The sequence below is a fragment of the Helicobacter pylori genome, assembly GCF_014497725.1.
Classification (GTDB): Bacteria; Campylobacterota; Campylobacteria; order Campylobacterales; family Helicobacteraceae; genus Helicobacter; species Helicobacter pylori_DE.
On sequence record NZ_JACTGF010000003.1, the window covers coordinates 43,370 to 64,610 of the forward strand.

The following is a 21,241-nucleotide window of genomic DNA, read 5'->3' on the forward strand; positions in this document are numbered from 1 at the left end:
TTACAACTTAACTAAAAGTAAAAAGAGTTTTGTTATCATGGGGAAAATGATTAGGGCATTAGCCAATAATGCTATTTAAAAAGGAGAAATGATGAAAGATTTTTTAGAAGATTACAAAAAAAGCGTTTTAGAAAGAGAAAGTGAGGGTATTCCGCCACTCCCTTTAAACGCTAAACAAGTTCAAGCCGTCGTTGAGATTTTAACAAAAGATCCCACAAACGCCGCTTTCGCTAAAGAATTACTCATTCATAGAGTAAGCCCTGGGGTTGATGAGGGGGCGAAAGTGAAAGCGGAATTTTTAGCCCAATTGTCTCAAAAAAAACTAGAATGCGCACACATTAGCGCTTTAGAAGCGACCACTCTTTTAGGCACGATGCTTGGGGGGTATAATGTAGAGCCTTTGATTGTGGGCTTAGAAAGTCAAGACAAAAACATCGCTAAAGAGAGCGCGAAAGCTTTAAAAACCACCCTTTTAGTCTATGGATCGTTTGATAAAATCGCCGCAATGAGCAAAACTAACGCTCTGGCTAAAGAAGTGCTAGAGTCTTGGGCGAACGCCGAATGGTTTTTGAATAAAGAGCCTTTGAATGAATGCATTGAAGCGTGCGTGTTTAAGATTGATGGCGAAACCAATACTGATGATTTAAGCCCAGCGAGCGATGCTTTCACACGAAGCGATATTCCTTTACACGCCAAAGCCATGCTAAAAAACCGGATTGAAAATTACGAACAACGCATAAAAGCCATTAAAACTAAAGGCGTTCCTGTAGCGTATGTGGGCGATGTGGTTGGCACAGGAAGCTCTAGAAAAAGCGCGACAAACTCTATCATGTGGCATTTTGGTAAGGACATTCCTTTTGTGCCTAATAAAAGGAGTGGGGGCATTGTGATTGGGGGGGTGATCGCTCCGATTTTCTTTGCGACTTGTGAAGATAGCGGGGCGTTACCCATTGTGGCTGACGTTAAGGATTTAAAAGAGGGCGATAGGATTAAAATCTATCCTTATAAAGGCGAAATCACGCTGAACGATAAAGTGGTTAGCTCCTTTAAGCTAGAGCCTGAAACCTTATTAGATGAAGTTAGGGCTTCTGGGCGTATCCCTTTAATCATCGGTAGGGGTTTGACTAATAAAGCACGTAAATTTTTAGGGCTAGGCGAATCTGAAGCGTTTAAAAAACCGGCCGCTCCTAAAAGCGACGCTAAAGGCTACACTTTAGCCCAAAAAATCGTAGGCCATGCTTGTGGGGTAAAAGGGATCTTGCCTGGGACTTATTGTGAGCCAAAGGTTACCACCGTGGGCAGTCAAGACACCACAGGGGCGATGACTAGAGATGAGGTTAAAGAATTAGCGAGTTTGAAGTTTGATGCGCCTTTTGTGTTGCAGAGTTTTTGTCATACCGCCGCTTACCCAAAGCCTAGCGATGTGAGTTTGCATGCAACCTTGCCTAGCTTTATCACTCAAAGAGGCGGTGTGGCGTTGCATCCGGGCGATGGTGTGATCCATACATGGCTAAATCGCATGGGACTGCCTGACACTTTAGGCACAGGGGGGGATAGCCACACTCGTTTCCCTTTAGGCATTAGTTTCCCGGCAGGGAGCGGGTTAGTCGCTTTTGCAGCGGTTACAGGCACGATGCCATTGAACATGCCAGAATCCGTGTTAGTGCGTTTTAAAGGGGAAATGAATCCTGGGATCACCTTAAGGGATTTAGTGAATGCGATCCCTTATTATGCCATTAAAAAAGGGTTACTCACGGTGGAGAAAAAGGGTAAAATCAATGTCTTTAACGGGCGTATTTTGGAGATTGAAGGCTTGCCTGATATTAAAATGGAGCAGGCTTTTGAACTAAGCGATGCAAGCGCAGAAAGGAGTGCGGCTGCTTGCGTGGTGCGTTTGAATAAAGAGCCGATGATTGAATACTTGAAATCCAATATCAAGCTGATTGATGAGATGATTGCGAGCGGTTATGAAGACAAAGAGACTTTGAAAAAACGCAAAGATGCGATGCAAGCTTGGGTGGATAATCCGGTATTGTTAGAGCCAGATAGTAACGCTCAATACGCCGCTGTCATTGAAATTGATGTGGCAGAAATCACGGAGCCTATTTTGGCATGCCCTAATGACCCTGATGATGTCGCTACTTTGAGCGAAGTTTTAGCGGATACGACCGGCAAAAGACCCCACGCTATTGATGAAGTGTTTATTGGCTCTTGCATGACGAATATCGGGCATTTTAGAGCCTTTGGCGAAATCGTTAAAAACGCTCCCCCTAGTCAAGCACGCCTTTGGGTAGTGCCACCCAGTAAAATGGACGAACAAGAGCTTATTAATGAGGGCTATTATGCGATTTTTGGGGCTGCCGGGGCAAGGACTGAAGTCCCAGGCTGTAGCTTGTGCATGGGCAATCAAGCGAGGGTTAGGGATAATGCGGTCGTCTTTTCCACTTCCACGCGCAATTTTGATAATCGTATGGGTAGAGGGGCTAAAGTGTATTTAGGCAGCGCGGAGCTTGGGGCGGCGTGCGCTTTACTAGGGAGAATCCCCACTAAAGAAGAATACATGAATTTAGTGAGCGAAAAGCTAGAAAGCCAAAAAGACAAGATCTATCGCTACATGAACTTTAACTTAATGGAGAATTTCAGGCTCTAGTTTTGTTTCCATTAAAAGGGGTGATCCCTTTGGCTATGACTGAGTGTTGAGAGAGGATAAAAAAGGAGAGTGGCGATGAAAAAAGTCGTTGTGAGTTTATGCGTGGCGTTAGGTTTTTTAAGCGCGGATCCAGTGCAGGCCAATAAGGCGATCAGTAATGCGGATTTGATTAAAGAGATAAGGGATTTAAAAAAAATCATCAGCGCGCAAAACACTGAGATCAACAATTTAAGAAAAGTGCAAGAAGTCTTATCTGGGCAATTAGTGGACATGCGTAAGGATATATTAAGCACTAGGGATTATTGCATTAGCTTAAGGCCTTATATTTATAATTGGCGCTAGGGATAATCCAAACATGAAAGCATGCACCATTCAATGATGCAATCCTTTAATGGTTGAAAAATTAAAGTTGGGGGGTTTGGTTCTCGCTCTGTGTCCTTATATAATGGGAATTTTACAGGGTTTGAGCGTCCAAGCGTGTTTACTCTCGCATGCTTTAGAAAATCCTCTCAAGTTTTGTAGGGGTAAAATCAGTCTCTTTGTTAGGGTTAAATATTCTATAATAAAATTTTAGGAAATTCAGTTTAAAGATATTAAAAAATGCCATACGCCTTAAGAAAAAGATTTTTCAAACGCCTTGCGCTGATTGTTTCCACTTTTTGCGCAATAAGCTTGAACGCTAAAAGCTATCTGTTTTCCCCTTTGCCCCCAGCGCACCAACAAATCATTAAGACAGAGCCTTGCTCTTTGGAATGCTTGAAAGACTTGATGCTGCAAAATCAAATTTTTTCTTTTGTTTCTCAATACGATGACAATAACCATGATGAGAGCCTTAAAACTTATTATCATGACATACTCAATAAACTCAACCCTGCATTCATCGCTTCTCAAACTCCAGCTAAAGAAAGCTATGAGCCTAAGATTGAATTAGCGGTTTTACTGCCTAAAAAGGTGGTGGGGCGTTATGCGATTTCGGTGATGAACACCCTTTTAGCGTATTTGAACACCAGAAACAACGATTTCAATATCCAAGTCTTTGACAGCGATGAAGAAAGCCCTGAAAAATTAGAGCAAACCTATAAAGAAATTGAAAAAGAAAAATTCCCTTTTGTGATAGCTTTATTGACTAAAGAGGGCGTGGAAAATTTGCTCCAAAACACGACCATTAGCACCCCTACTTATGTGCCTACCGTGAATAGAGCGCAATTAGAAAATCATACTGAGCGTTCTTTAAGCGAGCGCTTGTATTTTGGGGGGATTGATTATAAAGAGCAATTAGGCATGCTCGCAACTTTCATTAGCCCTAATTCGCCCGTGATTGAATACGATGACGATGGCCTGATAGGCGAACGCTTGAGGCAAATCACGGAGTCTTTAAGCATTGAAGTCAAACACCAAGAAAATATTTCTTACAAGCAAGCCACCAGTTTTTCTAAAAATTTTAGAAAAAACGATGCGTTTTTTAAAAATTCTATTTTGATTTTAAACACCCCTACCACTAAAAGCGGCCTGATCCTTTCTCAAATAGGGCTTTTAGAATACAAGCCCTTTAAAATCCTTTCCACACAAATCAATTTCAACCCCTCTTTACTCTTACTCACCCAGCCTAAAGACAGAAAGAATTTATTCATTGTCAATGCCTTGCAAAATAGCGATGAAACGCTGATAGAATACGCCTCCTTATTGGAGAGCGATTTAAGGCATGATTGGGTGAATTATTCCAGCGCGATAGGGCTAGAGGTGTTTTTAAACACACTGGATCCGCATTTTAAAAAGTCTTTTCAAGAAAGTTTAGAAGACAATCAGGTCCGTTACCACAATCAAATTTATCAGGCTTTAGGGTATTCTTTTGAGCCGATAAAAAATGAAAGCGGAACAAAAAAAGAATAATATTTAGATAATTATTTGAATACTTTTATTTTTAATGGGTTTTTTAATAAAATTGGAATGTGATACGAGCGAAAATTAAACAAAGGTTATTCTGTGTTAAAATTTCAAAAATTACCCTTATTGTTTGTTTCCATTCTTTACAATCAAAGCCCTTTGTTGGCTTTTGATTATAAGTTTAGTGGGGTAGCGGAATCTTTTTCTAAAGTGGGGTTTAACCATTCCAAACTCAATTCCAAAGAAGGGATTTTCCCTACAGCCACTTTTGTAACCGCTACGATCAAGCTTCAAGTGGATTCCAATCTGCTCCCTAAAAACATTGAAAAACACAGCTTAAAAATAGGCGTTGGCGGGATTTTAGGAGCGCTCGCTTACGATTCTACCAAAACGCTCATAGACCAAGCCACGCATCAAGTCTATGGATCAGAACTTTTTTTCTTCATAGGGCGTTGGTGGGGGTATTTAGGCGACGCTCCTTGGAAAGACTCCCGCATAGAATCTGACGCTCACACCCGTAATTATGTGCTGTATAATTCTTATTTGTTTTATTCTTACGGCGATAAATTCCACCTAAAACTAGGGCGTTACCTTTCTAACATGGATTTTATGAGCGGTTATACGCAAGGCTTTGAACTGGATTATAAAATCAACTCTAAAATAGCGTTAAAATGGTTCAGCTCTTTTGGGAGGGCTTTAGCTGCGGGGCAATGGATACGAGATTGGTATGCCCCTATTGTTACTGAAGATGGCAGAAAAGATGTTGATTATGGCATTCATGCAGTGCAACTCTATTTTTCTAATAAACATGTTCAAGCCACGCCCTTTTTTTATTTTTCACCTAAGACTTACGAAGCGCCCGGGATTAAAATCCATATTGACAGCAACCCGAAGTTTAGAGGTTTAGGGTTACGATCTCAAACCCTTATCAATGTGATTTTCCCCGTTTATGCTAAAGATTTATACGATGTGTATTGGCGTAACTCTAAGATTGGCGAATGGGGTGCATCGCTTTTAATCCACCAACGCTTTGACTACAACGAATTTAACTTTGGCTTTGGTTATTACCAAAATTTTGGCAACGCTAACGCAAGGATTGGCTGGTATGGTAACCCGATCCCTTTTGACATAAGAAGCAACAGCATTTATGGTTTGGTTTTTAGTAACGCTGTTACCGCAGACTCTGTTAGCGGGTATGTCTTTGGTGGGGGCGTGTATAGAGGGTTTTTATGGGGGATCTTAGGCAGATACACTTACGCCACTAGAGCGAGCGAAAGATCCATTAACTTGCACTTGGGCTATAAATGGGGTTCTTTTGCTAGCGTTGATGTGAATTTACAATACTATGCGGTGAGCATGCACAACGGCTATAAGGTTAATGATCTCACTAGCCCTTTTGATAAAGCCTTTAAAGCGAACACACAAGACAGGAGCAACCTCATAGTGAGTTTGAAGTTCTTTTTTTAAACCCCATCAATTAGGTTTGGTAGAATTGAGCCATTGTTTTTGGAAATCAACGGCTTTTCTCAATTCGGCTTCTAGTTGGGCTAAAACATCTTTTAAGGGCTTAACATTAATCAAATTATCTTGCTTGAAAGAATCCAGTTGTTTGTCAATTTGCAAAGCGGCATCTAGCGCGTCTTGGGGGAATACCGGATCGCCTAAAGCCTTTTTAATCGCTTCGCCGATTTCAATCGTTTCAGAGCCTTGATGATCTTTTAAGTTAGGATTATTTTCTTTATCCTTAGGTTTAGGCTCTAAGATCAAGCGCAAATGTTTGATTTTTTCATGCAAATCGTTAAGATCTTTTAAGTGATCGGTATTGCGCCCCCTATCAACCGCTTTTTCTAAAAGCTTATCGCTCAGGCTTACCAACTGATCGCTTAATTTAATGCTGTTGGCTTGAGCTTCTGTTACTTCATCAATATCAATCGCTGCTAAAGCGCTCACAAAATAAAAGGGCAACGCCCACCTTCTAAAACGAGAGAAAAACTTCTGCATTTACCTTCCTTAAATACGCTTAAAAACGATACTTTTTAATATGGTGGAGCTGTGGGGAATCGAACCCCAGTCCAAAAATCTTGTCCTAAACACAAACTTCTACAATGCTTAGAAAATTGGTTAGTTTTTTAGCCTTAAAACTAGCTCTGGTCCAACTTTCTAAAACCTTGAGGTAGTTTCAAGAGTTCTTGTTTCTTAGTTTAAAAGGCGAACCACCTTTTAAAAGCGTCTAGCTTAAGGTTATGGAGCGATTAAAACGCTAGAAATTCTAATCAGTCCAGCTCCAAAAGGAGATTAACTCACGCAGCTTTAGCGTAAGCTGGAGCGTAATCTGTGTTGTTTACAGTTATTTTTGTTGCTGTTTTACAAGCAGCGCTTGGCATGCTATCTGTGCGACAAGAAATCTGTCGAAATCCAAGTCAGCCCCATGATTTTAAAAGCTTGGTTATTGTAACTAACTTTTATTAATGAGCGGCTAAAAATCATTGGCGCACAATATCAATATTTTCATCTTTAGGGTTAAAGACAAAGATCTCATTAGGAATTTTAGGGTTAATTTCTGCTTGAGAAAAAGTGATCGTTACAAGATTGTTCATTTCATCTTTAAATTCCAGCGAAAAAGGCTTGCCGTCTTTAAAAACTAAACGATAAGTGGTTTTATTGATAGTCGTTTTAAAAGATCCGTCATCTTGCTTTTTTAAGCGCTTGAGGATGGTGAAAAAATCCGTCTTGTCTTTTAAGGGCGTGATGGTCGCTTGAAACAAATTAGGCTCATAAACCACCACTTCTTTATCGTTCATGTAAATTTCTTTTTTTAAAGGCTTTTCATAAACCCATAAAGCCCAATTAGGGGCTTTAGCCTTTAAAACCCCATAATAAACTAAGGGCTTTTCACTTTTTAAAACCTGCTTGAAATGCGCGCTAAAACTTTGTAAATGCTGCAAGACCTCTTCTTCTTTAGAAAGGGTTGGAGGATTTTTAGCATGAGCGACGCCCATAAAAACCAAAACCATTACAATCTTTAAAAAAGCTTTCATTAATCAAACCTTAAAACAATCTCTCATCTTTAATAAAACCCTTTATTTTACAAGACTTTTATTTTATCCATGCTAAAATGGGACTAAAAACTGACGCTTTAATAAAATAAATAAGATTAAAGCACTCTTAATAAGGTTATTACTACTATGATAAAAGCAATCATTGGAAAAATCATTGGCACCAGAAACGATCGCTGGATCAAACAATACAAAAAACAAGTCCTAACTATCAACGCCTTAGAGCCTACTTATGAAAAAATGAGCGATGTTGAGTTGCAAAACGCTTTTGAAGAGTTAAAAAAACGAGTGCGATCCACAGAAAAAGATTTGCAAGAAAAAACCCTTTTAGAAGTTTTACCAGAAAGTTTTGCTATCACTAGAGAAGCGAGTAAAAGGATCTTAAAGATGCGCCATTTTGACGTGCAACTCATTGGGGGCATGGTCTTAAACGATGGCAAAATCGCCGAAATGAAAACTGGAGAGGGTAAAACTTTAGTCGCTACTTTAGCGGTGGCTTTGAACGCTTTAAAGGGCGAGAGCGTGTATGTGGTAACCGTTAATGATTACCTAGCCCATAGGGATTCTAAAGAAATGGAGCCGCTGTATCACTTCTTAGGTTATAGCGTAGGCACGATCACCGCGAGTGTGCGAGATGATGATGAGCGCTTAGAAATTTATTCTAAAGACATTGTTTATGGCACTAATAATGAATTTGGCTTTGATTATCTAAGGGATAACATGAAATATTCTTTAGAGCATAAGGTGCAAAAATCGCATGCATTCGCTATTGTTGATGAGGTGGATTCCATTTTAATTGATGAAGCGAGAACCCCCTTAATCATTTCAGGGCCTGTGGATAGGCGCATGGAAAATTACAACAAGGCTGATGAAGTCGCTAAAAGCATGCAGGTGGAAATAGATTTCACCATAGACGAAAAAAACCGCGCGATTTTAATCACTGAAGAGGGGATTAAAAAAGCCGAAAACCTCTTTGGAGTGGATAATTTATACAAGATTGAAAACGCCGCCCTATCGCACCATTTAGACCAGGCTTTGAAAGCGAATTACCTCTTTTTTATTGATAAAGATTATATTGTAGCCAATAATGAAGTGGTGATTGTAGATGAATTTACCGGCCGTTTGTCTGAGGGGAGGCGCTTTAGTGAGGGCCTGCATCAGGCTTTAGAGGCTAAAGAGGGCGTGAGCATTAAAGAAGAGAGCCAAACCTTAGCCGATATTACTTTCCAAAATTATTTCAGGATGTTTTCTAAACTTTCAGGCATGACAGGCACGGCTCAAACCGAAGCCACAGAATTTTTAGAAATCTATAATTTAGAAGTGGTGTCTATCCCTACTAATTTAGCGATCAAGCGCAAAGATTTGAACGATTTGATCTATAAGAGTGAAAAAGAAAAATTTGACGCTGTGATCCTCAAAATTAAAGAATTGCACGATAAGGGTCAGCCCGTTTTAGTTGGCACGGCTAGCATTGAAAAAAGTGAAACCTTGCACGCTTTACTCAAAAAAGAACGCATCCCTCACACCGTTTTAAACGCCAAACAGCACACCAAAGAAGCTGAAATCATCAAAGACGCCGGGCTTAAAGGGGCGGTTACGATTGCGACCAACATGGCAGGCAGAGGCGTTGATATTAAACTCACTGATGAAATCAAAGAACTTGGGGGGCTGTATATCATTGGCACTGAAAGGCATGAGAGCCGTAGGATTGACAACCAATTAAGGGGGCGAAGCGGGCGCCAAGGCGATCCGGGGGTGAGTCAATTTTATTTGAGTTTAGAAGACAATCTGCTACGCATTTTTGGGAGCGATAGGATTAAGGGGGTGATGGAAAAATTAGGGCTTAAAGACGGCGAACACATTGAATCCAAGCTCGTAACAAGAGCGGTGGAAAACGCGCAAAAAAAAGTGGAGAACTTGCATTTTGAAAGCCGTAAGCATTTGTTAGAATACGATGATGTGGCTAATGAGCAACGAAAAAGCGTGTATAAATTTAGAGATGAATTATTAGACATCAATTACGATATTAGCGCTAAAATCGCTGAAAACAGAGAATACGCGCTCAATCAAATCTTTTCTAAACTCAAAGCCTTTGACCATCAAAACCTGTCTGAAGAGGAGCTTTTAGGGCTTAAAAACATCTTAAAAGAAGATTTTAACGCTCATGTTGCATTAGAAGATTTAGAAAAAGCCTCCCCTATTGAAAAGTTTGTCGCAGAAAAATTAAAAAGCGATTATGAAAACAAAATGAAAGTTTTAGACAGCGAACAAAGAAGCCGGATCGAACGCATCGTGTATTTGCAGATTTTAGACAACGCATGGCGAGAGCACCTTTATACGATGGATAATCTCAAAACCGGTATCAATTTAAGAGGCTATAACCAAAAAGACCCCCTTGTAGAATACAAAAAAGAGAGTTACAACCTTTTCTTAGAGTTCATTGAAGACATTAAAGTGGAAGCGATCAAAACCTTTTCTAAGATCCAGTTTGAAAATGAGCAAGATTCTAGCGATGCGGAGCGTTATTTGGATAACTTTAGCGAAGAAAGAGAGCATGAGAGCGTAACTTACCGCCATGAAGAAGCCTTAGATGAAGATTTGAATGTGGCCATGAAAGCTTTCGCTAAAACCCCTAAAAGGAACGAGCCTTGCCCTTGTGGGAGCGGCAAAAAATATAAAGATTGTTGCGCTAAAAGCGGGCCTAAAAAGGGCTTATTTGCCAAATAGATCGTTGATTTTTTTCCTTATCAAGCGTTATTTGCGTTTTGATAAAAGCCAGCCATTTATTAGCATCACCGCTTTGTTGGCTTTCTTTGGCGTGGCGGTTGGCGTGATGGTTTTAATTGTGGCTATGGCGATCATGAACGGCATGAGTAAGGAATTTGAAAAAAAGCTTTTTGTGATGAACTACCCCTTAACGCTCTATACCACAAGCCCTTATGGGATCAGCGAAGAAGTGGTTCAAGCTTTGGAAAAAAAGTTCCCTAATTTGCTTTTTAGCCCCTATTTGCAAACCCAAAGCTTGATTAAAAGCGCGCATTCCATGAATGGTGGCGTGGTGTTTGGGGTTGATTTTTCTAAAGAAAGGCGCATCAATGAAGTTTTAAACGACGCTTTAAAAAACATTAATGAAAACGATCTATTCAAAAACCCTTTTAATTTGATCGTGGGGAAAAGCTTGAGATACAGCTTGAATTTAGATCTCAATCAAAAAGCCGATTTGTTTTTCACCGAATTAGAGCCAACCGGTCTCACGCTCTCCCCTATCATGAAGCGTTTTACTATCAAAGGTGATTTTGATTCAGGGCTAAAATCTTACGACATGAGCTACATGTATGCGAGCCTTCAAGCTATAAGCGCGATCAGGAGGTTACCTTTAGGGCTTTATGATGGGGTGCATGTCTATTCTAAAACGCCTATGAAGGATATTGAAATTTTACGCAACGCTTTAAAAACCATCAACCATCATGGCATAGGCATTGAAGGGTGGTGGCAGCAAAACGGGAATTTTTTCTCGGCGATGGAATTAGAAAAAAGAGCGTTATTCATTGTGCTCATGCTCATTATTTTAATGGCGTCTTTGAATATCATCAGCTCGCTTTTAATGGTGGTGATGAACAGGCGTAAAGAAATCGCTCTACTCTTTAGCATGGGGAGCAGTCAAAAAGAAATCCAAAAAACCTTTTTTTATTTGGGTAATATCATTGGTTTGGGCGGTGTGATTCTTGGGGTGGTTTTAGCGTTTATAAGCATGTATCTTTTAAGCGTGTTCCCTATCATCTCGCTCCCGGCTGATGTCTATGGCATCAACACTTTGCCTTTGGATTTGTCTTTAATGGATTTTACGCTCACTCTAATAGGCTCTGTGATTATCGTAGCCCTTTCTTCTTATTACCCGTCTAAAAAAGCTTCTACTATTGACGCTTTAAGCGTGTTGAGGAATGAATAAATTAAAAAATTAAATAATATTGAGATGAAATAAGGCTTTGAGTGTCTGTATTTAACTAACAAAGAAAAATTTTATTCTCAAAATTAAAAAAAACCATAATATTATGCTAGTATTAACGCACGACTTAGTTAAGAATTAACTTTGCAAGTCGGACTTCGTAGAAAAAAGGACGGAAGATGAACAGACTGATTAGATGTTTAAGATCTGCAAGAAAAAATTTTCTTTGAACGGTGTTGGCTTACTCTATTTAGAATTTTTGGTTTATACTAAAGGTTAAACGCATGAACTACAAAGTTGCATCTGCTAAAAATATTGCAACGCTTCTTTTTTTATTCTCTTCTCAAAGTCAAGCTTTTGATTTGGGTAAAATCGCTAAAATTAAAGCGGGTGCTGAAAGTTTCTCTAAAGTCGGTTTCAATAACAAACCTATCAACACTAATAAAGGGCTTTACCCTACCGAAACCTTTATGACGATCATGGCTTACATGCAAGTGGATTTTACGGAGCTTTTGCCCAAAAGCGCTACGGCCAACGGGCACCATTTAGACGGGAGTCTTGGGGGTTGGGGGGGTGCTGTAATTTATGATACCACTAAGGATTTTATTAACGAAGTTACAGGGAAAACCTATGGGGCTATGGCGTGGAACTATGTGGGCTATTGGGGCGGTCTTGTGGGGCAAAAGCCATGGGCTAGTTGCGGGTTAGCCACAGGGAATTTAACCCAAGGCCAATACGATAAGATGACTCAAGCTGAAATGACGCAGCTGTCTAATCAAGAAGCTTTAGAGGCTTCCACTTGCGCTAAAAGTTATGCCGATCACACCAGAAACTATGTGATTTATAACGCTTACTTGCGCTACAACTACAAAGATATTTTTGAAATTAGGGGCGGAAGATACGAATCCCCGGCGGACTATATGAGTGGTTACAACCAAGGCTTGGACATGACCTTAAATTTAGGGAATTTCAAATTCTGGTGGTTTAGCTCTTTTGGTCGTGGTTTTGCCTATAACGAGTGGCTTTATAATTTCTATTCGCCTAAAACCTACACTCTTAAAAACGGGCAAACCATAAACCCTGGGGTGCATGCCTTTTATATCATTTGGAATTACAAGGGTTTCAGCATTCAGCCTTTTGTCTATTTTTCACCCTTTAACGAATACGACCCTAACTTTACGATCACTTATGATAGTAACCCCACTTTTACTGGATTAGGGTTTCGCTCTCAAACCGATGTTACCGTGCTTAATCCCTTTTATGCTAAAAGATTTTGGGACACCTATCAATTTGGCATGCCAGCCGGTAAGAACGCGCACAGCTTGATGATCAAACAAAAGTTTGAATGGAATGAATACAATTTTGGTTTTGGGATTTATAAATCCTTTGGGAACGCTAACTGGATGATAGGCTACCATGGTAACCGCTTGGGCTTTGACTTTTGGACGAACACCGTTTATGCAAACACCCTTAACTCTTTGTCTTACATGATGGATGCGAACGCTTTTACTGTGTTTGCCTTTGGCGGTGGGGTGCATAGGAAATTCCTTTGGGGTTTATTGGGGCGTTTGACTTATGGGCCTAGGGCGAACGAACAAGTCCTATCGCTCAACTTGGGTTATAAATTCACTAAAAATTTCTCAGCCGACATTAAATTTGAATATTATAATGTGTTGATGCATCAAGGCTATAAAATGGGGTGGAACGGGCCAAAATTAGACAGCCAGCCCGCCACCGATCAAGACAGGAGCCACATTTTCACCGAAATCGTGTGGAAGCTCTAAACCCTCTTTAAATAACAACCCTTTAAGGGTTTGTTAAAACGCCTAGAAAAAATAGCCACTAAAAAACGCTTTATCGCCTATTTTAGGGCTTGTTTTTAAAAAAGCGTTAGAATTTTAAACTTTTTTATTACGCTATTTTTGGCTCTGTGATACTAAAACTTTTATTTTTAAAAATGGGCTTTTCATTGCTTTCTGCGATAATCTCATAATTCATGTTATTCCTTTTAAAAAATATTTCAAATTCTTTTTATAAGGGGATAGGGGGATATTTTGCGATAATACCCCCCTTAACCCCCTTAAGATCCCCCTAACCCCCCAAAGAGCGCTTTTTTTTAGAAAATATCACTTGCTACGCAAGCTCTTTTAATTAATTGTAAAAACGCTTTTAGCATTTTTTAACTTCTTTATGGGGGGTTAGGGGTTTGAAGGTTAATAGTTTTTCTCTGTAATATTCGTATTGCTTTTTTCGGGCTTTGATTTCAGCGGGGATACCGGCTAATAAATCGGTGGTTAGGGCCAAGAATTGATCCAAAATCTTAACGATCTCTTGTTGGATTTCTAGGGGTGGGATGGGGATTGTTATTTTTTTTAAATTTTCTTGGTTGATTTTTGGCGGAGTTCCAGCAACACAATAGCTAACATCTATCGTTTGTAAATAAAAATACAAAAACTTTAATTTTAGTTCATTTTTTGTTTGAAGCACATGAGCATGATTGTTCACCCATATTTTTCCGCTTGCCCAATTCACAACAGGAGTATTATCCTTATTGATAACGCTCCCATCTTCACCAACTAGCACAAAATCCCCATCAAAAATATAGCTATCAATATAATCTTGAATTCCATTTGCTCCATAATAAGGATAAATTCCCGGATTTCTTTTATTTTTCGCAATTGGGATACGCCGATTATCTAAAATTTCACACACCTCCCCCAATTTCCTAAACTCCACCCCCTTAGGCGCTAAGGTTTGGAGTAAGGTTTTTAAGCGTTTAGGGTAGGTTTTGGCGCTCATTTTTGCGTCTTTGTGGTTTTGATTGATGTCCTTAAAGTCTAAAAGCATGTTTTGGTAATACTGGTATTGCTTTTTTCGCGCTTTTAATTCTGTGTTTAATTCTGTGTTTAATTCTGTGTTTAATTCTGTGTTTAATTCTGTGAAAGCGTCCAAAATCTTAACGATCTCTTGTTGGATTTCTAGGGGCGGGATGGGGAACTTATATTTTTTAAAAGCAGTCATATCCACAGAAGCAAAACCTGAAACATTAGTATTTTTTTTGCACCATTCCCCCAAAAGAAAACATTGATAAAAAAAGAATTTCATGTCTAAAGCAATATCACAATTCGCTTTTTTGCTTAAAAAAGTGAATTGTTGATTCGCTAACGAATCAACGATTAAAAGGGCATGTTCGCCTATGGTTGCTGTTGTAGAAATAATAATAGAATTTTTAGGGAATAATTTCTTACCCTTTAAAGCCTTTGGGGTAATGTGTTGGATAGAGTCTTTTAAAATCCTCCCATTTTCTCTAATGTCCTCCATTCTAAACCAAGGGATAGTCCCTTTTTCCCAAAATTCAGGATTGTTTTTTGATGGGGTGTAACCATTTTTAATTTCAAAAACCTCTTCAAGCGTTTTAAACTCCACCCCCTTAGGCGCTAAGGTTTGGAGTAAGCGCTCTATTTTATGCATTTTGCCCCCCCCTTCTAACTCTTTGATAATGCGATCATTAAGCCCTCATCGCGCGCATGGAGTTGGCTAAGGCTAAAAGCGTAACCCCCACATCGCCAAAGACCGCCTCCCACAAGCTCGCTACCCCCATAAGCCCTAGCACGATAAAAACCGCCTTAATCCCCAAAGCGAACAAGATATTTTGCCAAATAATGCTTTTAGTTTTTTTAGCGATCGCTAAAACTTTAACTAAAGAGCTTAAGGAGTCATTAGTGATCACAATGTCCGCACTTTGCTTGCTCAACTCTGAGCCTTTCCCCATGCCAATCCCCACATCAGCGCTCGCTAGAGTCGGAGCGTCATTGATGCCATCGCCTACAAAAATCGCTGGGGCTTTATAGCGTTCTTTAAAGGTTTTAAACACGCTCGTTTTTTCTTCAGGCAACAAGCTCGCATAATATTCACAGCCTAGAGCTTGAGCGATGCTCTCAGTCGCGCTTTTTCTGTCCCCGCTCAAAATGCAAAAATTTTCTATCCCTTGCGCTTTTAAATCCCTTAAACACTCTATGGCGTCATCTTTAATCTCATCGCTAATGACGATATAGCCTATATAAGTTTGGTTAAAAGCCACATGCACGATCGTGCCGTTTTCTTTGGAAGGGCTGTGCGCGATATGGAATTGATCGAGCATTTTTTCATTCCCTGCGATGATTAGATCCGTATGGCATTGCGCTTTAACCCCCATCCCGCTCACTTCTTCGTAATTTTTAATGTCATGCTGGTGCTTATCGTCCTTTAACATTTCTTCGCATGCTTTTTGAATGGATAAAGCGATAGGGTGCGTGGATAAGAGCTGCGAACAAGAAGCGTAATGCAAAACTTCTTCTTTAGAATGCCCGTTTTGCGGCACAATATCTGTTACTTTAAAAACGCCTTTAGTCAAAGTGCCGGTTTTATCAAAAGCGATGCTTTTAGCTTGGGTAAGCACCTCTAAAACATGCACGCCTTTCATTAAAATGCCCTTTCGGCTCGCCGCTCCCACGCCCCCAAAATACCCTAAAGGCACAGAAATCACTAACGCGCAAGGGCAGCTCACCATTAAAGCCACAAGCCCTCTATAAATCCACTCATCAAAGCTCCCCATAGAAAACAAGGGCGGTAATACAGCGATCATTAAGGCGATGAATAAAACGCTTGGGGTGTAGTAGCGTGAAAATTTAGTGATAAATTTCTCTGTTTCGCTCTTTTCATTCGTGGCTTGCTGGACTAAATCCACCACTTTAGCGATAGAAGAATCTTTATACATTTTTTCTACTTGAATTTCAAGGACCGCTTTTAAATTCAAGCTCCCCCCTAAAACTTTAGAGCGTTCGCTGACATTAACAGGCATAGACTCCCCACTCAACGCCCTTTCATCTAGCAAACTTTCGCCCTTGATCACCACGCCATCAACAGGCACTTTTTCGCCGACTTTCACCACCACAATGTCATTAACCCTTAAATCTTCAGGCGCAACGCTCACTAATGCATCGCCCTTTTTTAAATAAGCCAGATTAGGAGCGACATCCACCAAAGCCTTAAGGGATTTTTTAGAGCGAGCGATAGCGAGTTTTTGCAAAAATTCGCCCGCTGAATAAAACACCATAATAGAGACGCTCTCTTCATAAGCCCCCACGCAAAAAGCCGCAATAGTCGCAATGAGCATCAAAGCGTTTTCATCAAAAAATTGCCCTTTTCTAAGCCCACGAAACGCCCCTAAAATCACATCTTTACCGCTCACTAAATACACTAAAGCGAGAACCACAAACACCGCTTTTTCAATCAAAGGGCTAGGGTTTAGGTGTAAGATTAAAATCGCGCCCAAAAAGACAATGATCGTAATCATGAGTGGCGTAAAACTCAAGGGCTTTTCTGCAGCCTCTTTAAAAGACAGGCTCAAATGCGGTTCATTTTGCTTGATGAAAGCCTTAACTTTTTCAAAATCGCTCGTATCCAAAAACAACTTACTAGTGCTGAAATTGATTTGAGCTTTTTTCACACAATCTAGTTTGTTTAAATCCCTTTCTAATTTAGACGCGCAATCAGGGCAATCCAAATTATGAATGTGGTATTCTTGCATTTTCTCTCCCTTATAAAAATCCTTTTAAGAAATCTTTCTAAAACTCAGCGCTTTAAGCATGTGAGATTTTTCTATATTCTCGCAAGCGTTTAAATCCGCAATCGTCCTAGCGACTTTTTTGACCTTATTAACAGAGCGCATGGACAGATTAAACCTTTCAACCGCCTGCTCTAACAACTTTTTTGCTTCAGCGTTTAAAGGGCAAAATCGTTCGATCTGCTCTTCATTAAGCTTACCATTAAAAGCGCTCTGTTTCCTTAATTTTTGCTGTTTGAAAGCTAATAATACTAATTGATGCATCTCTTTTGAAGTCCAAGAATGCGACGGCGTGTCTTTATAATTCCCCTCTTCCATTTGCACAAACAAATCAATCCTGTCCAAAAAAGGCTCGCTTAAGCGGTTTTTATACTGCGTGATTTCTCTATCTTGGCAACGGCATGCTTTGGTTGCGCTGAGTAAATTCCCGCACAAGCAAGGGTTTTGAGCCCCTACAAATAAAAAAGAGGTTTCGTATTCAATCTTGCTATGCACTCGTGAGATCACCAATTTATTGTTTTCTAAAGGCTCTCTCAAGGCTTCCAAAATATCCTTTTTAAAATGAGGCAATTCATCAAAAAAAAGCATGCCGTTATGCGCGAGCGCGATTTCGCCAGGTTTTGGCTCTTTTAGAGAGCTTGAGCCTAAAATGCTGGATTTTGAAGCGCTCTGGTGGGGATTTCTAAAACTCCTTAAGGGGTAATAGGCACTGTCTTGCTCGCTTAAAATGCGTAATTTTGTCGCTTCTAGGATTTCATTCAAGCTTAATGGAGGCAAGATATAACGCATGCGATTAATAATCATGCTTTTCCCACACCCTGGACTTCCCTCTAAAATCAAATTATGAAACCCAGCGCTAGCGATCAAAGCGGCTTCTTTAGCGACAGCTTGCCCCTTAACTTCTTTAAAATCTAAGGCATAGGCGTCTGAAAAATAATACTCTTTATCGTCCAATTCTATCGTTTTAAAGGGTAGTTTTTTCGTGTGGGTGTCTGCTCTGATTTCAGGGTTTTGTAAGATTTCTAAAGCTTCTTTAAAATGCTCCACAAAAAAGCATTGCAAATTAGGAATGAGCGAAAAAAGCTCTTCATTGGCCTTAGGAGCAATGACTTTAGCATGGGGGTGTTTAATGGCAATGTCTAAAAGCATGGGGAAAATGTTAGGATTGGGTTTGATCTTGCCATCAAGCCCTAACTCCCCAAAAGCAAACCACTCTTTAAAAGCCAGCTCTTGTTTTTGCAAAGCGATTAAAAGAGCGATAGGCAAATCAAAATGACTCCCGGATTTAGGCAAATCTGAAGGGGAAAGGTTGATGGTGATTTTTAAAGGCGGGAAAGTGAAATCGTTATTTTGTAAAGCCGATTGGACCCGTTGCTTGGCTTCTTGGATAGAATTATTAGCCAGGCCTGAAATCACAAACGCCGGCAAAGCCCTTGTGAAAGTCGCTTCCACAGCCACGATTTCTGCCACCCCCCTTTGCATGGTCGCGCAAAATATCGTGTTGATCATGGTTGTTACTCGCGTTTTTGTTGTTTTTGCAGCTCTTTGAGTTCTTTTTCAAATTTCTTACGCTTCAAAATGGATAATTTATCCACGAATAACACGCCATTAAGGTGATCGATCTCATGCTGAATGGCTACCGCTAAAAGCTCGCTCGCTTCTAAAACTTTCATTTCAGCGAAGCGGTTTTGATACTCTATCTTAACCTTTTCAAAGCGCTCCACTTCTTCGTAAAATCCCGGCACAGACAAGCACCCTTCTCTATACATCATTGATCCCCCAGTTTCTATAAACTTAGGGTTAATGATTTCCAAGCAGTCTTCTTTGTGTTGCACGCCGTCTTCTTGCGGGAGATTGATAATGAGCATTCTTAAAGGCAAACCCACTTGAATAGCGGCTAACCCTATCCCCTCACTAGCGATCATAGTCTCATGCATGTCGTCTAGTTGTTGGTGGAGTTTTGCATCAAAAGAAACGACCTCTTTAGAAATCGTTCTTAAAATTTTAGAAGGGTAATGGATAATCTCTAATAACGCCATGCAATCACTTCACGTTTTTCTGTAACACTTTATCAATCAAGCCATACTCTTTAGCTTCTTTAGCGCTCATATAAAAATCCCTGTCCGTGTCTTTAGCGATTTGCTCCAAACTCTGCCCTGAGTTTTGAGCCAGAATAGAATTCATCAAACCCTTAAGCCTAAGGATCTCGTTAGAAATGATTTCAATATCGCTCGCTTGCCCTTGAGCCCCCCCTAAAGGCTGGTGGATCATAATCCTTGAATGAGGCAATGAAAAGCGCTTGCCCTTAGCCCCACAGCTTAATAAAAACGCCCCCATAGAAGCCGCTTGACCGATGCAAATCGTGGAGACATCAGGGCGGATAAAATTCATCGTATCATAAATGCTAAGACCGCTTGTTATCACCCCACCGGGAGAATTGATATACAAGCCAATGTCTTTTTCAGGGTCTTCAGCTTCCAAAAACAAGAGTTGGGCCACGATAGAAGACGCCACGCTATCGTTAATCTCACCGCTCAATAAAACAATGCGATCCTTTAAAAGGCGTGAGTAAATATCATAACTGCGTTCGCCACGCTCTGTATTTTCTATTACATAAGGAATGTATCCCATCATTTTTCCCTTTTAATCGTTTAACCCACTTGAGTTTTTTGAGCGTTAGGCCTCATTTTCTCTAAAATTTCTTGCTGCTCTTTAGGCAAATTTTTATCCAACAAATAAGCCAACACCCTATCTTCAATCATCGCCATTTTCACCGCCGCTAACATGTTATTTTTGCGGTATTGTTCAATGAGATTTTCTGGGTTTTGCCCTGTCATCATCGCTTCATAATACAAAGTTTGAAAGACTTCATTGTCATGCACGCCAATTTTTTCTTCTTTCGCTAAAGCGTCAATGATAAAAGTGATTTTCACGCTTTTTGTCGCATCATTCCTAAAGCTCTCACGCTTTTCTTTGGCTTTTTCTTGACTTTCTTGTAAGGATTTGACTTCTTCAGCTTGCATGGAATAAAGAGCGTTCCTGAACAACAAATCCATTTCTTGCTCTATGATCGTTTTAGGCAAATCAAAAACGATCTTTTCATCTAAATTTTCAATCAATTTTTCTTTCAGCTCTTCGTTATAGAGCCTGGCTTTATTTTCTAAAAACAACTGCCCTTCAACCCTTTCTTTTAAAAGCTTTAAAGTCGCATTTTCTTCATTAGCTAGCACGATTTTAGCGAGTTCGTCATTGATTTCTAACGCTTCACGCGCTTGGATCTGGTGTAATTTCACTTTAAAAAGGGCTTCTTTGTCGGCTAAATGCTCTGCGTGGTATCCGCTAGGGAAAGTCAAAGGGAATTTTTTTTCTTCGCCCGCTTGCATGCCTAAAAGAGCCTTTTCAAAATCTTCTAGCATTTGCTTACTGCCTAAAATCAAATTGAAATTCTCAGCCTTGCCCCCTTCAAAAGGCGCATTATCTATAAAGCCTTCAAAATCAATCGTCAATTTATCGTCGTTTTGAGCTTTTCTTTGAGCGTCAGTATCCACAAATTTCGCATAATCTTTAGCGAGCTGTTTCAAACGCTCATTAATTTTTTCTTCATTGGGGATTTCCACTCCCACGCTAGGCACGCACTCTTTGATCTTGTCTAAAACAATCGTGGGTTTTAAGCCAATATCCGCTTCTATTTCAAAATGCGTGTCTTTTTTTTCAAATTTAGTGAAATTGGGGCTACCGATGAGATCCTTAGTTTCAATCCCTAATTTTTTAAGAGCGTTTTTTAAAACCTCTTGAATCATCTCTTCTTGAGCGTCTTGATCAATTTGGGCTTGATAGCGGGTTTTCACTAAACTAAGGGGGACTTTACCTCTCCTAAAGCCATCAATCTTAACTTTTTGGGCGATTTTTTGAGCGATTTTATCATAACGCTTCTCTAAATTTTCAATGGAAAGTTTAGCGCTCAAACGGGCGTTAGCGGTGTCAATCTTTTTCACTTCAAGATTCATTTTTTTCCTTAATGGCTAAAAAATTAAATTTTTGTATCATTATAGCTTAATTTGTTTTAATTCTGGTTTATAAAAAGCGGTTTTAATTCTAGT

15 protein-coding genes and 1 other RNA gene are annotated in these 21,241 nt (G+C 39.9%); 7 read left to right on the forward strand and 9 right to left on the reverse strand.

Annotation, left to right across the window (positions count from 1 at the left end):
• The first annotated feature begins 91 nt into the window (after nt 1-91).
• The 4 genes from acnB (at nt 92) to hofE (ending at nt 6,001) form a co-directional block, all read left to right on the forward strand.
• Complete coding sequence (gene acnB / locus H7N69_RS03755; RefSeq protein WP_187884843.1) at nt 92-2,650, forward strand: bifunctional aconitate hydratase 2/2-methylisocitrate dehydratase; 2,559 nt, start codon at nt 92-94, stop codon at nt 2,648-2,650.
• A gap of 75 nt (nt 2,651-2,725) precedes the next feature.
• Nucleotides 2,726-2,992: a hypothetical protein gene (locus H7N69_RS03760; RefSeq protein WP_000758357.1), complete on the forward strand. Its 267-nt coding sequence runs from the start codon at nt 2,726-2,728 to the stop codon at nt 2,990-2,992.
• 258 nt (nt 2,993-3,250) lie between these two features.
• Nucleotides 3,251-4,540, forward strand: coding sequence for an IS701 family transposase (locus tag H7N69_RS03765; protein ID WP_187884844.1), 1,290 nt, complete (start codon nt 3,251-3,253; stop codon nt 4,538-4,540).
• A 93-nt stretch (nt 4,541-4,633) separates the two neighbouring features.
• Nucleotides 4,634-6,001: an outer membrane beta-barrel protein HofE gene (gene hofE, locus H7N69_RS03770; RefSeq protein WP_187884845.1), complete on the forward strand. Its 1,368-nt coding sequence runs from the start codon at nt 4,634-4,636 to the stop codon at nt 5,999-6,001.
• A 6-nt stretch (nt 6,002-6,007) separates the two neighbouring features.
• Here hofE and H7N69_RS03775 read toward each other — a convergent pair whose 3' ends face one another.
• From H7N69_RS03775 to lolA, 3 genes are all read right to left on the reverse strand, one after another.
• Nucleotides 6,008-6,535 carry a hypothetical protein gene (locus H7N69_RS03775; RefSeq protein WP_187884846.1) on the reverse strand — a complete coding sequence of 176 codons (528 nt, stop codon included), beginning with the start codon at nt 6,533-6,535 and terminating at the stop codon, nt 6,008-6,010.
• 41 nt (nt 6,536-6,576) lie between these two features.
• Nucleotides 6,577-6,962, reverse strand: a transfer-messenger RNA (tmRNA) gene (gene ssrA, locus H7N69_RS03780).
• 55 nt (nt 6,963-7,017) lie between these two features.
• Nucleotides 7,018-7,572 (reverse strand): LolA-like outer membrane lipoprotein chaperone, encoded by a 555-nt coding sequence (gene lolA / locus H7N69_RS03785; protein ID WP_187884847.1) that lies wholly within the window; start codon nt 7,570-7,572, stop codon nt 7,018-7,020.
• 147 nt (nt 7,573-7,719) lie between these two features.
• On the opposite strand from lolA, the gene secA reads away from it, so the two are divergent.
• The 3 genes from secA to hofF all read left to right on the forward strand — a co-directional run bounded on the left by secA (nt 7,720) and on the right by hofF (nt 13,320).
• Nucleotides 7,720-10,317, forward strand: coding sequence for a preprotein translocase subunit SecA (secA, locus tag H7N69_RS03790; RefSeq protein WP_187884848.1), 2,598 nt, complete (start codon nt 7,720-7,722; stop codon nt 10,315-10,317).
• Entirely contained in the window at nt 10,307-11,539 is a 1,233-nt protein-coding gene (locus H7N69_RS03795) for an ABC transporter permease (RefSeq protein WP_031244766.1), read from the forward strand. The genes secA and H7N69_RS03795 overlap by 11 nt, the downstream gene beginning before the upstream one ends.
• Before the next feature lie 281 nt (nt 11,540-11,820).
• Nucleotides 11,821-13,320, forward strand: coding sequence for an outer membrane beta-barrel protein HofF (hofF, locus tag H7N69_RS03800; RefSeq protein ID WP_187884849.1), 1,500 nt, complete (start codon nt 11,821-11,823; stop codon nt 13,318-13,320).
• Nucleotides 13,321-13,705: 385 nt separating this feature from the next.
• On the opposite strand, the gene H7N69_RS03805 is transcribed toward hofF, so the two are convergent.
• The 6 genes from H7N69_RS03805 to tig are packed head-to-tail and all read right to left on the reverse strand — an operon-like array spanning nt 13,706 to nt 21,148.
• Nucleotides 13,706-15,007 carry a restriction endonuclease subunit S gene (locus H7N69_RS03805; RefSeq protein WP_187884850.1) on the reverse strand — a complete coding sequence of 434 codons (1,302 nt, stop codon included), beginning with the start codon at nt 15,005-15,007 and terminating at the stop codon, nt 13,706-13,708.
• Between the two features lie 37 nt (nt 15,008-15,044).
• On the reverse strand, nt 15,045-17,105 hold the full coding sequence (locus H7N69_RS03810; protein ID WP_187884851.1) for a heavy metal translocating P-type ATPase: 2,061 nt from the start codon (nt 17,103-17,105) through the stop codon (nt 15,045-15,047).
• 24 nt (nt 17,106-17,129) lie between these two features.
• Nucleotides 17,130-18,650 carry a YifB family Mg chelatase-like AAA ATPase gene (locus H7N69_RS03815; protein WP_187884852.1) on the reverse strand — a complete coding sequence of 507 codons (1,521 nt, stop codon included), beginning with the start codon at nt 18,648-18,650 and terminating at the stop codon, nt 17,130-17,132.
• Between the two features lie 5 nt (nt 18,651-18,655).
• On the reverse strand, nt 18,656-19,180 hold the full coding sequence (def, locus tag H7N69_RS03820; protein ID WP_120887760.1) for a peptide deformylase: 525 nt from the start codon (nt 19,178-19,180) through the stop codon (nt 18,656-18,658).
• A 4-nt stretch (nt 19,181-19,184) separates the two neighbouring features.
• On the reverse strand, nt 19,185-19,772 hold the full coding sequence (clpP, locus tag H7N69_RS03825; RefSeq protein ID WP_000540576.1) for an ATP-dependent Clp endopeptidase proteolytic subunit ClpP: 588 nt from the start codon (nt 19,770-19,772) through the stop codon (nt 19,185-19,187).
• 20 nt (nt 19,773-19,792) lie between these two features.
• Complete coding sequence (gene tig, locus H7N69_RS03830) at nt 19,793-21,148, reverse strand: trigger factor (protein WP_187884853.1); 1,356 nt, start codon at nt 21,146-21,148, stop codon at nt 19,793-19,795.
• Nucleotides 21,149-21,241 lie beyond the last annotated feature (93 nt).

Coding starts and splice junctions, on each gene's coding strand:
- acnB (WP_187884843.1), top strand. CDS start 92: ATGAAAGATTTTTTAGAAGATTACAAAAAAAGCGTTTTAGAAAGAGAA.
- secA (WP_187884848.1), top strand. CDS start 7,720: ATGATAAAAGCAATCATTGGAAAAATCATTGGCACCAGAAACGATCGC.
- tig (WP_187884853.1), bottom strand. CDS start 21,148: ATGAATCTTGAAGTGAAAAAGATTGACACCGCTAACGCCCGTTTGAGC.
- def (WP_120887760.1), bottom strand. CDS start 19,180: ATGGCGTTATTAGAGATTATCCATTACCCTTCTAAAATTTTAAGAACG.
- H7N69_RS03765 (WP_187884844.1), top strand. CDS start 3,251: ATGCCATACGCCTTAAGAAAAAGATTTTTCAAACGCCTTGCGCTGATT.
- clpP (WP_000540576.1), bottom strand. CDS start 19,772: ATGGGATACATTCCTTATGTAATAGAAAATACAGAGCGTGGCGAACGC.
- H7N69_RS03805 (WP_187884850.1), bottom strand. CDS start 15,007: ATGCATAAAATAGAGCGCTTACTCCAAACCTTAGCGCCTAAGGGGGTG.
- H7N69_RS03760 (WP_000758357.1), top strand. CDS start 2,726: ATGAAAAAAGTCGTTGTGAGTTTATGCGTGGCGTTAGGTTTTTTAAGC.
- H7N69_RS03775 (WP_187884846.1), bottom strand. CDS start 6,535: ATGCAGAAGTTTTTCTCTCGTTTTAGAAGGTGGGCGTTGCCCTTTTAT.
- lolA (WP_187884847.1), bottom strand. CDS start 7,572: ATGAAAGCTTTTTTAAAGATTGTAATGGTTTTGGTTTTTATGGGCGTC.
- H7N69_RS03815 (WP_187884852.1), bottom strand. CDS start 18,650: ATGATCAACACGATATTTTGCGCGACCATGCAAAGGGGGGTGGCAGAA.
- hofF (WP_187884849.1), top strand. CDS start 11,821: ATGAACTACAAAGTTGCATCTGCTAAAAATATTGCAACGCTTCTTTTT.
- H7N69_RS03810 (WP_187884851.1), bottom strand. CDS start 17,105: ATGCAAGAATACCACATTCATAATTTGGATTGCCCTGATTGCGCGTCT.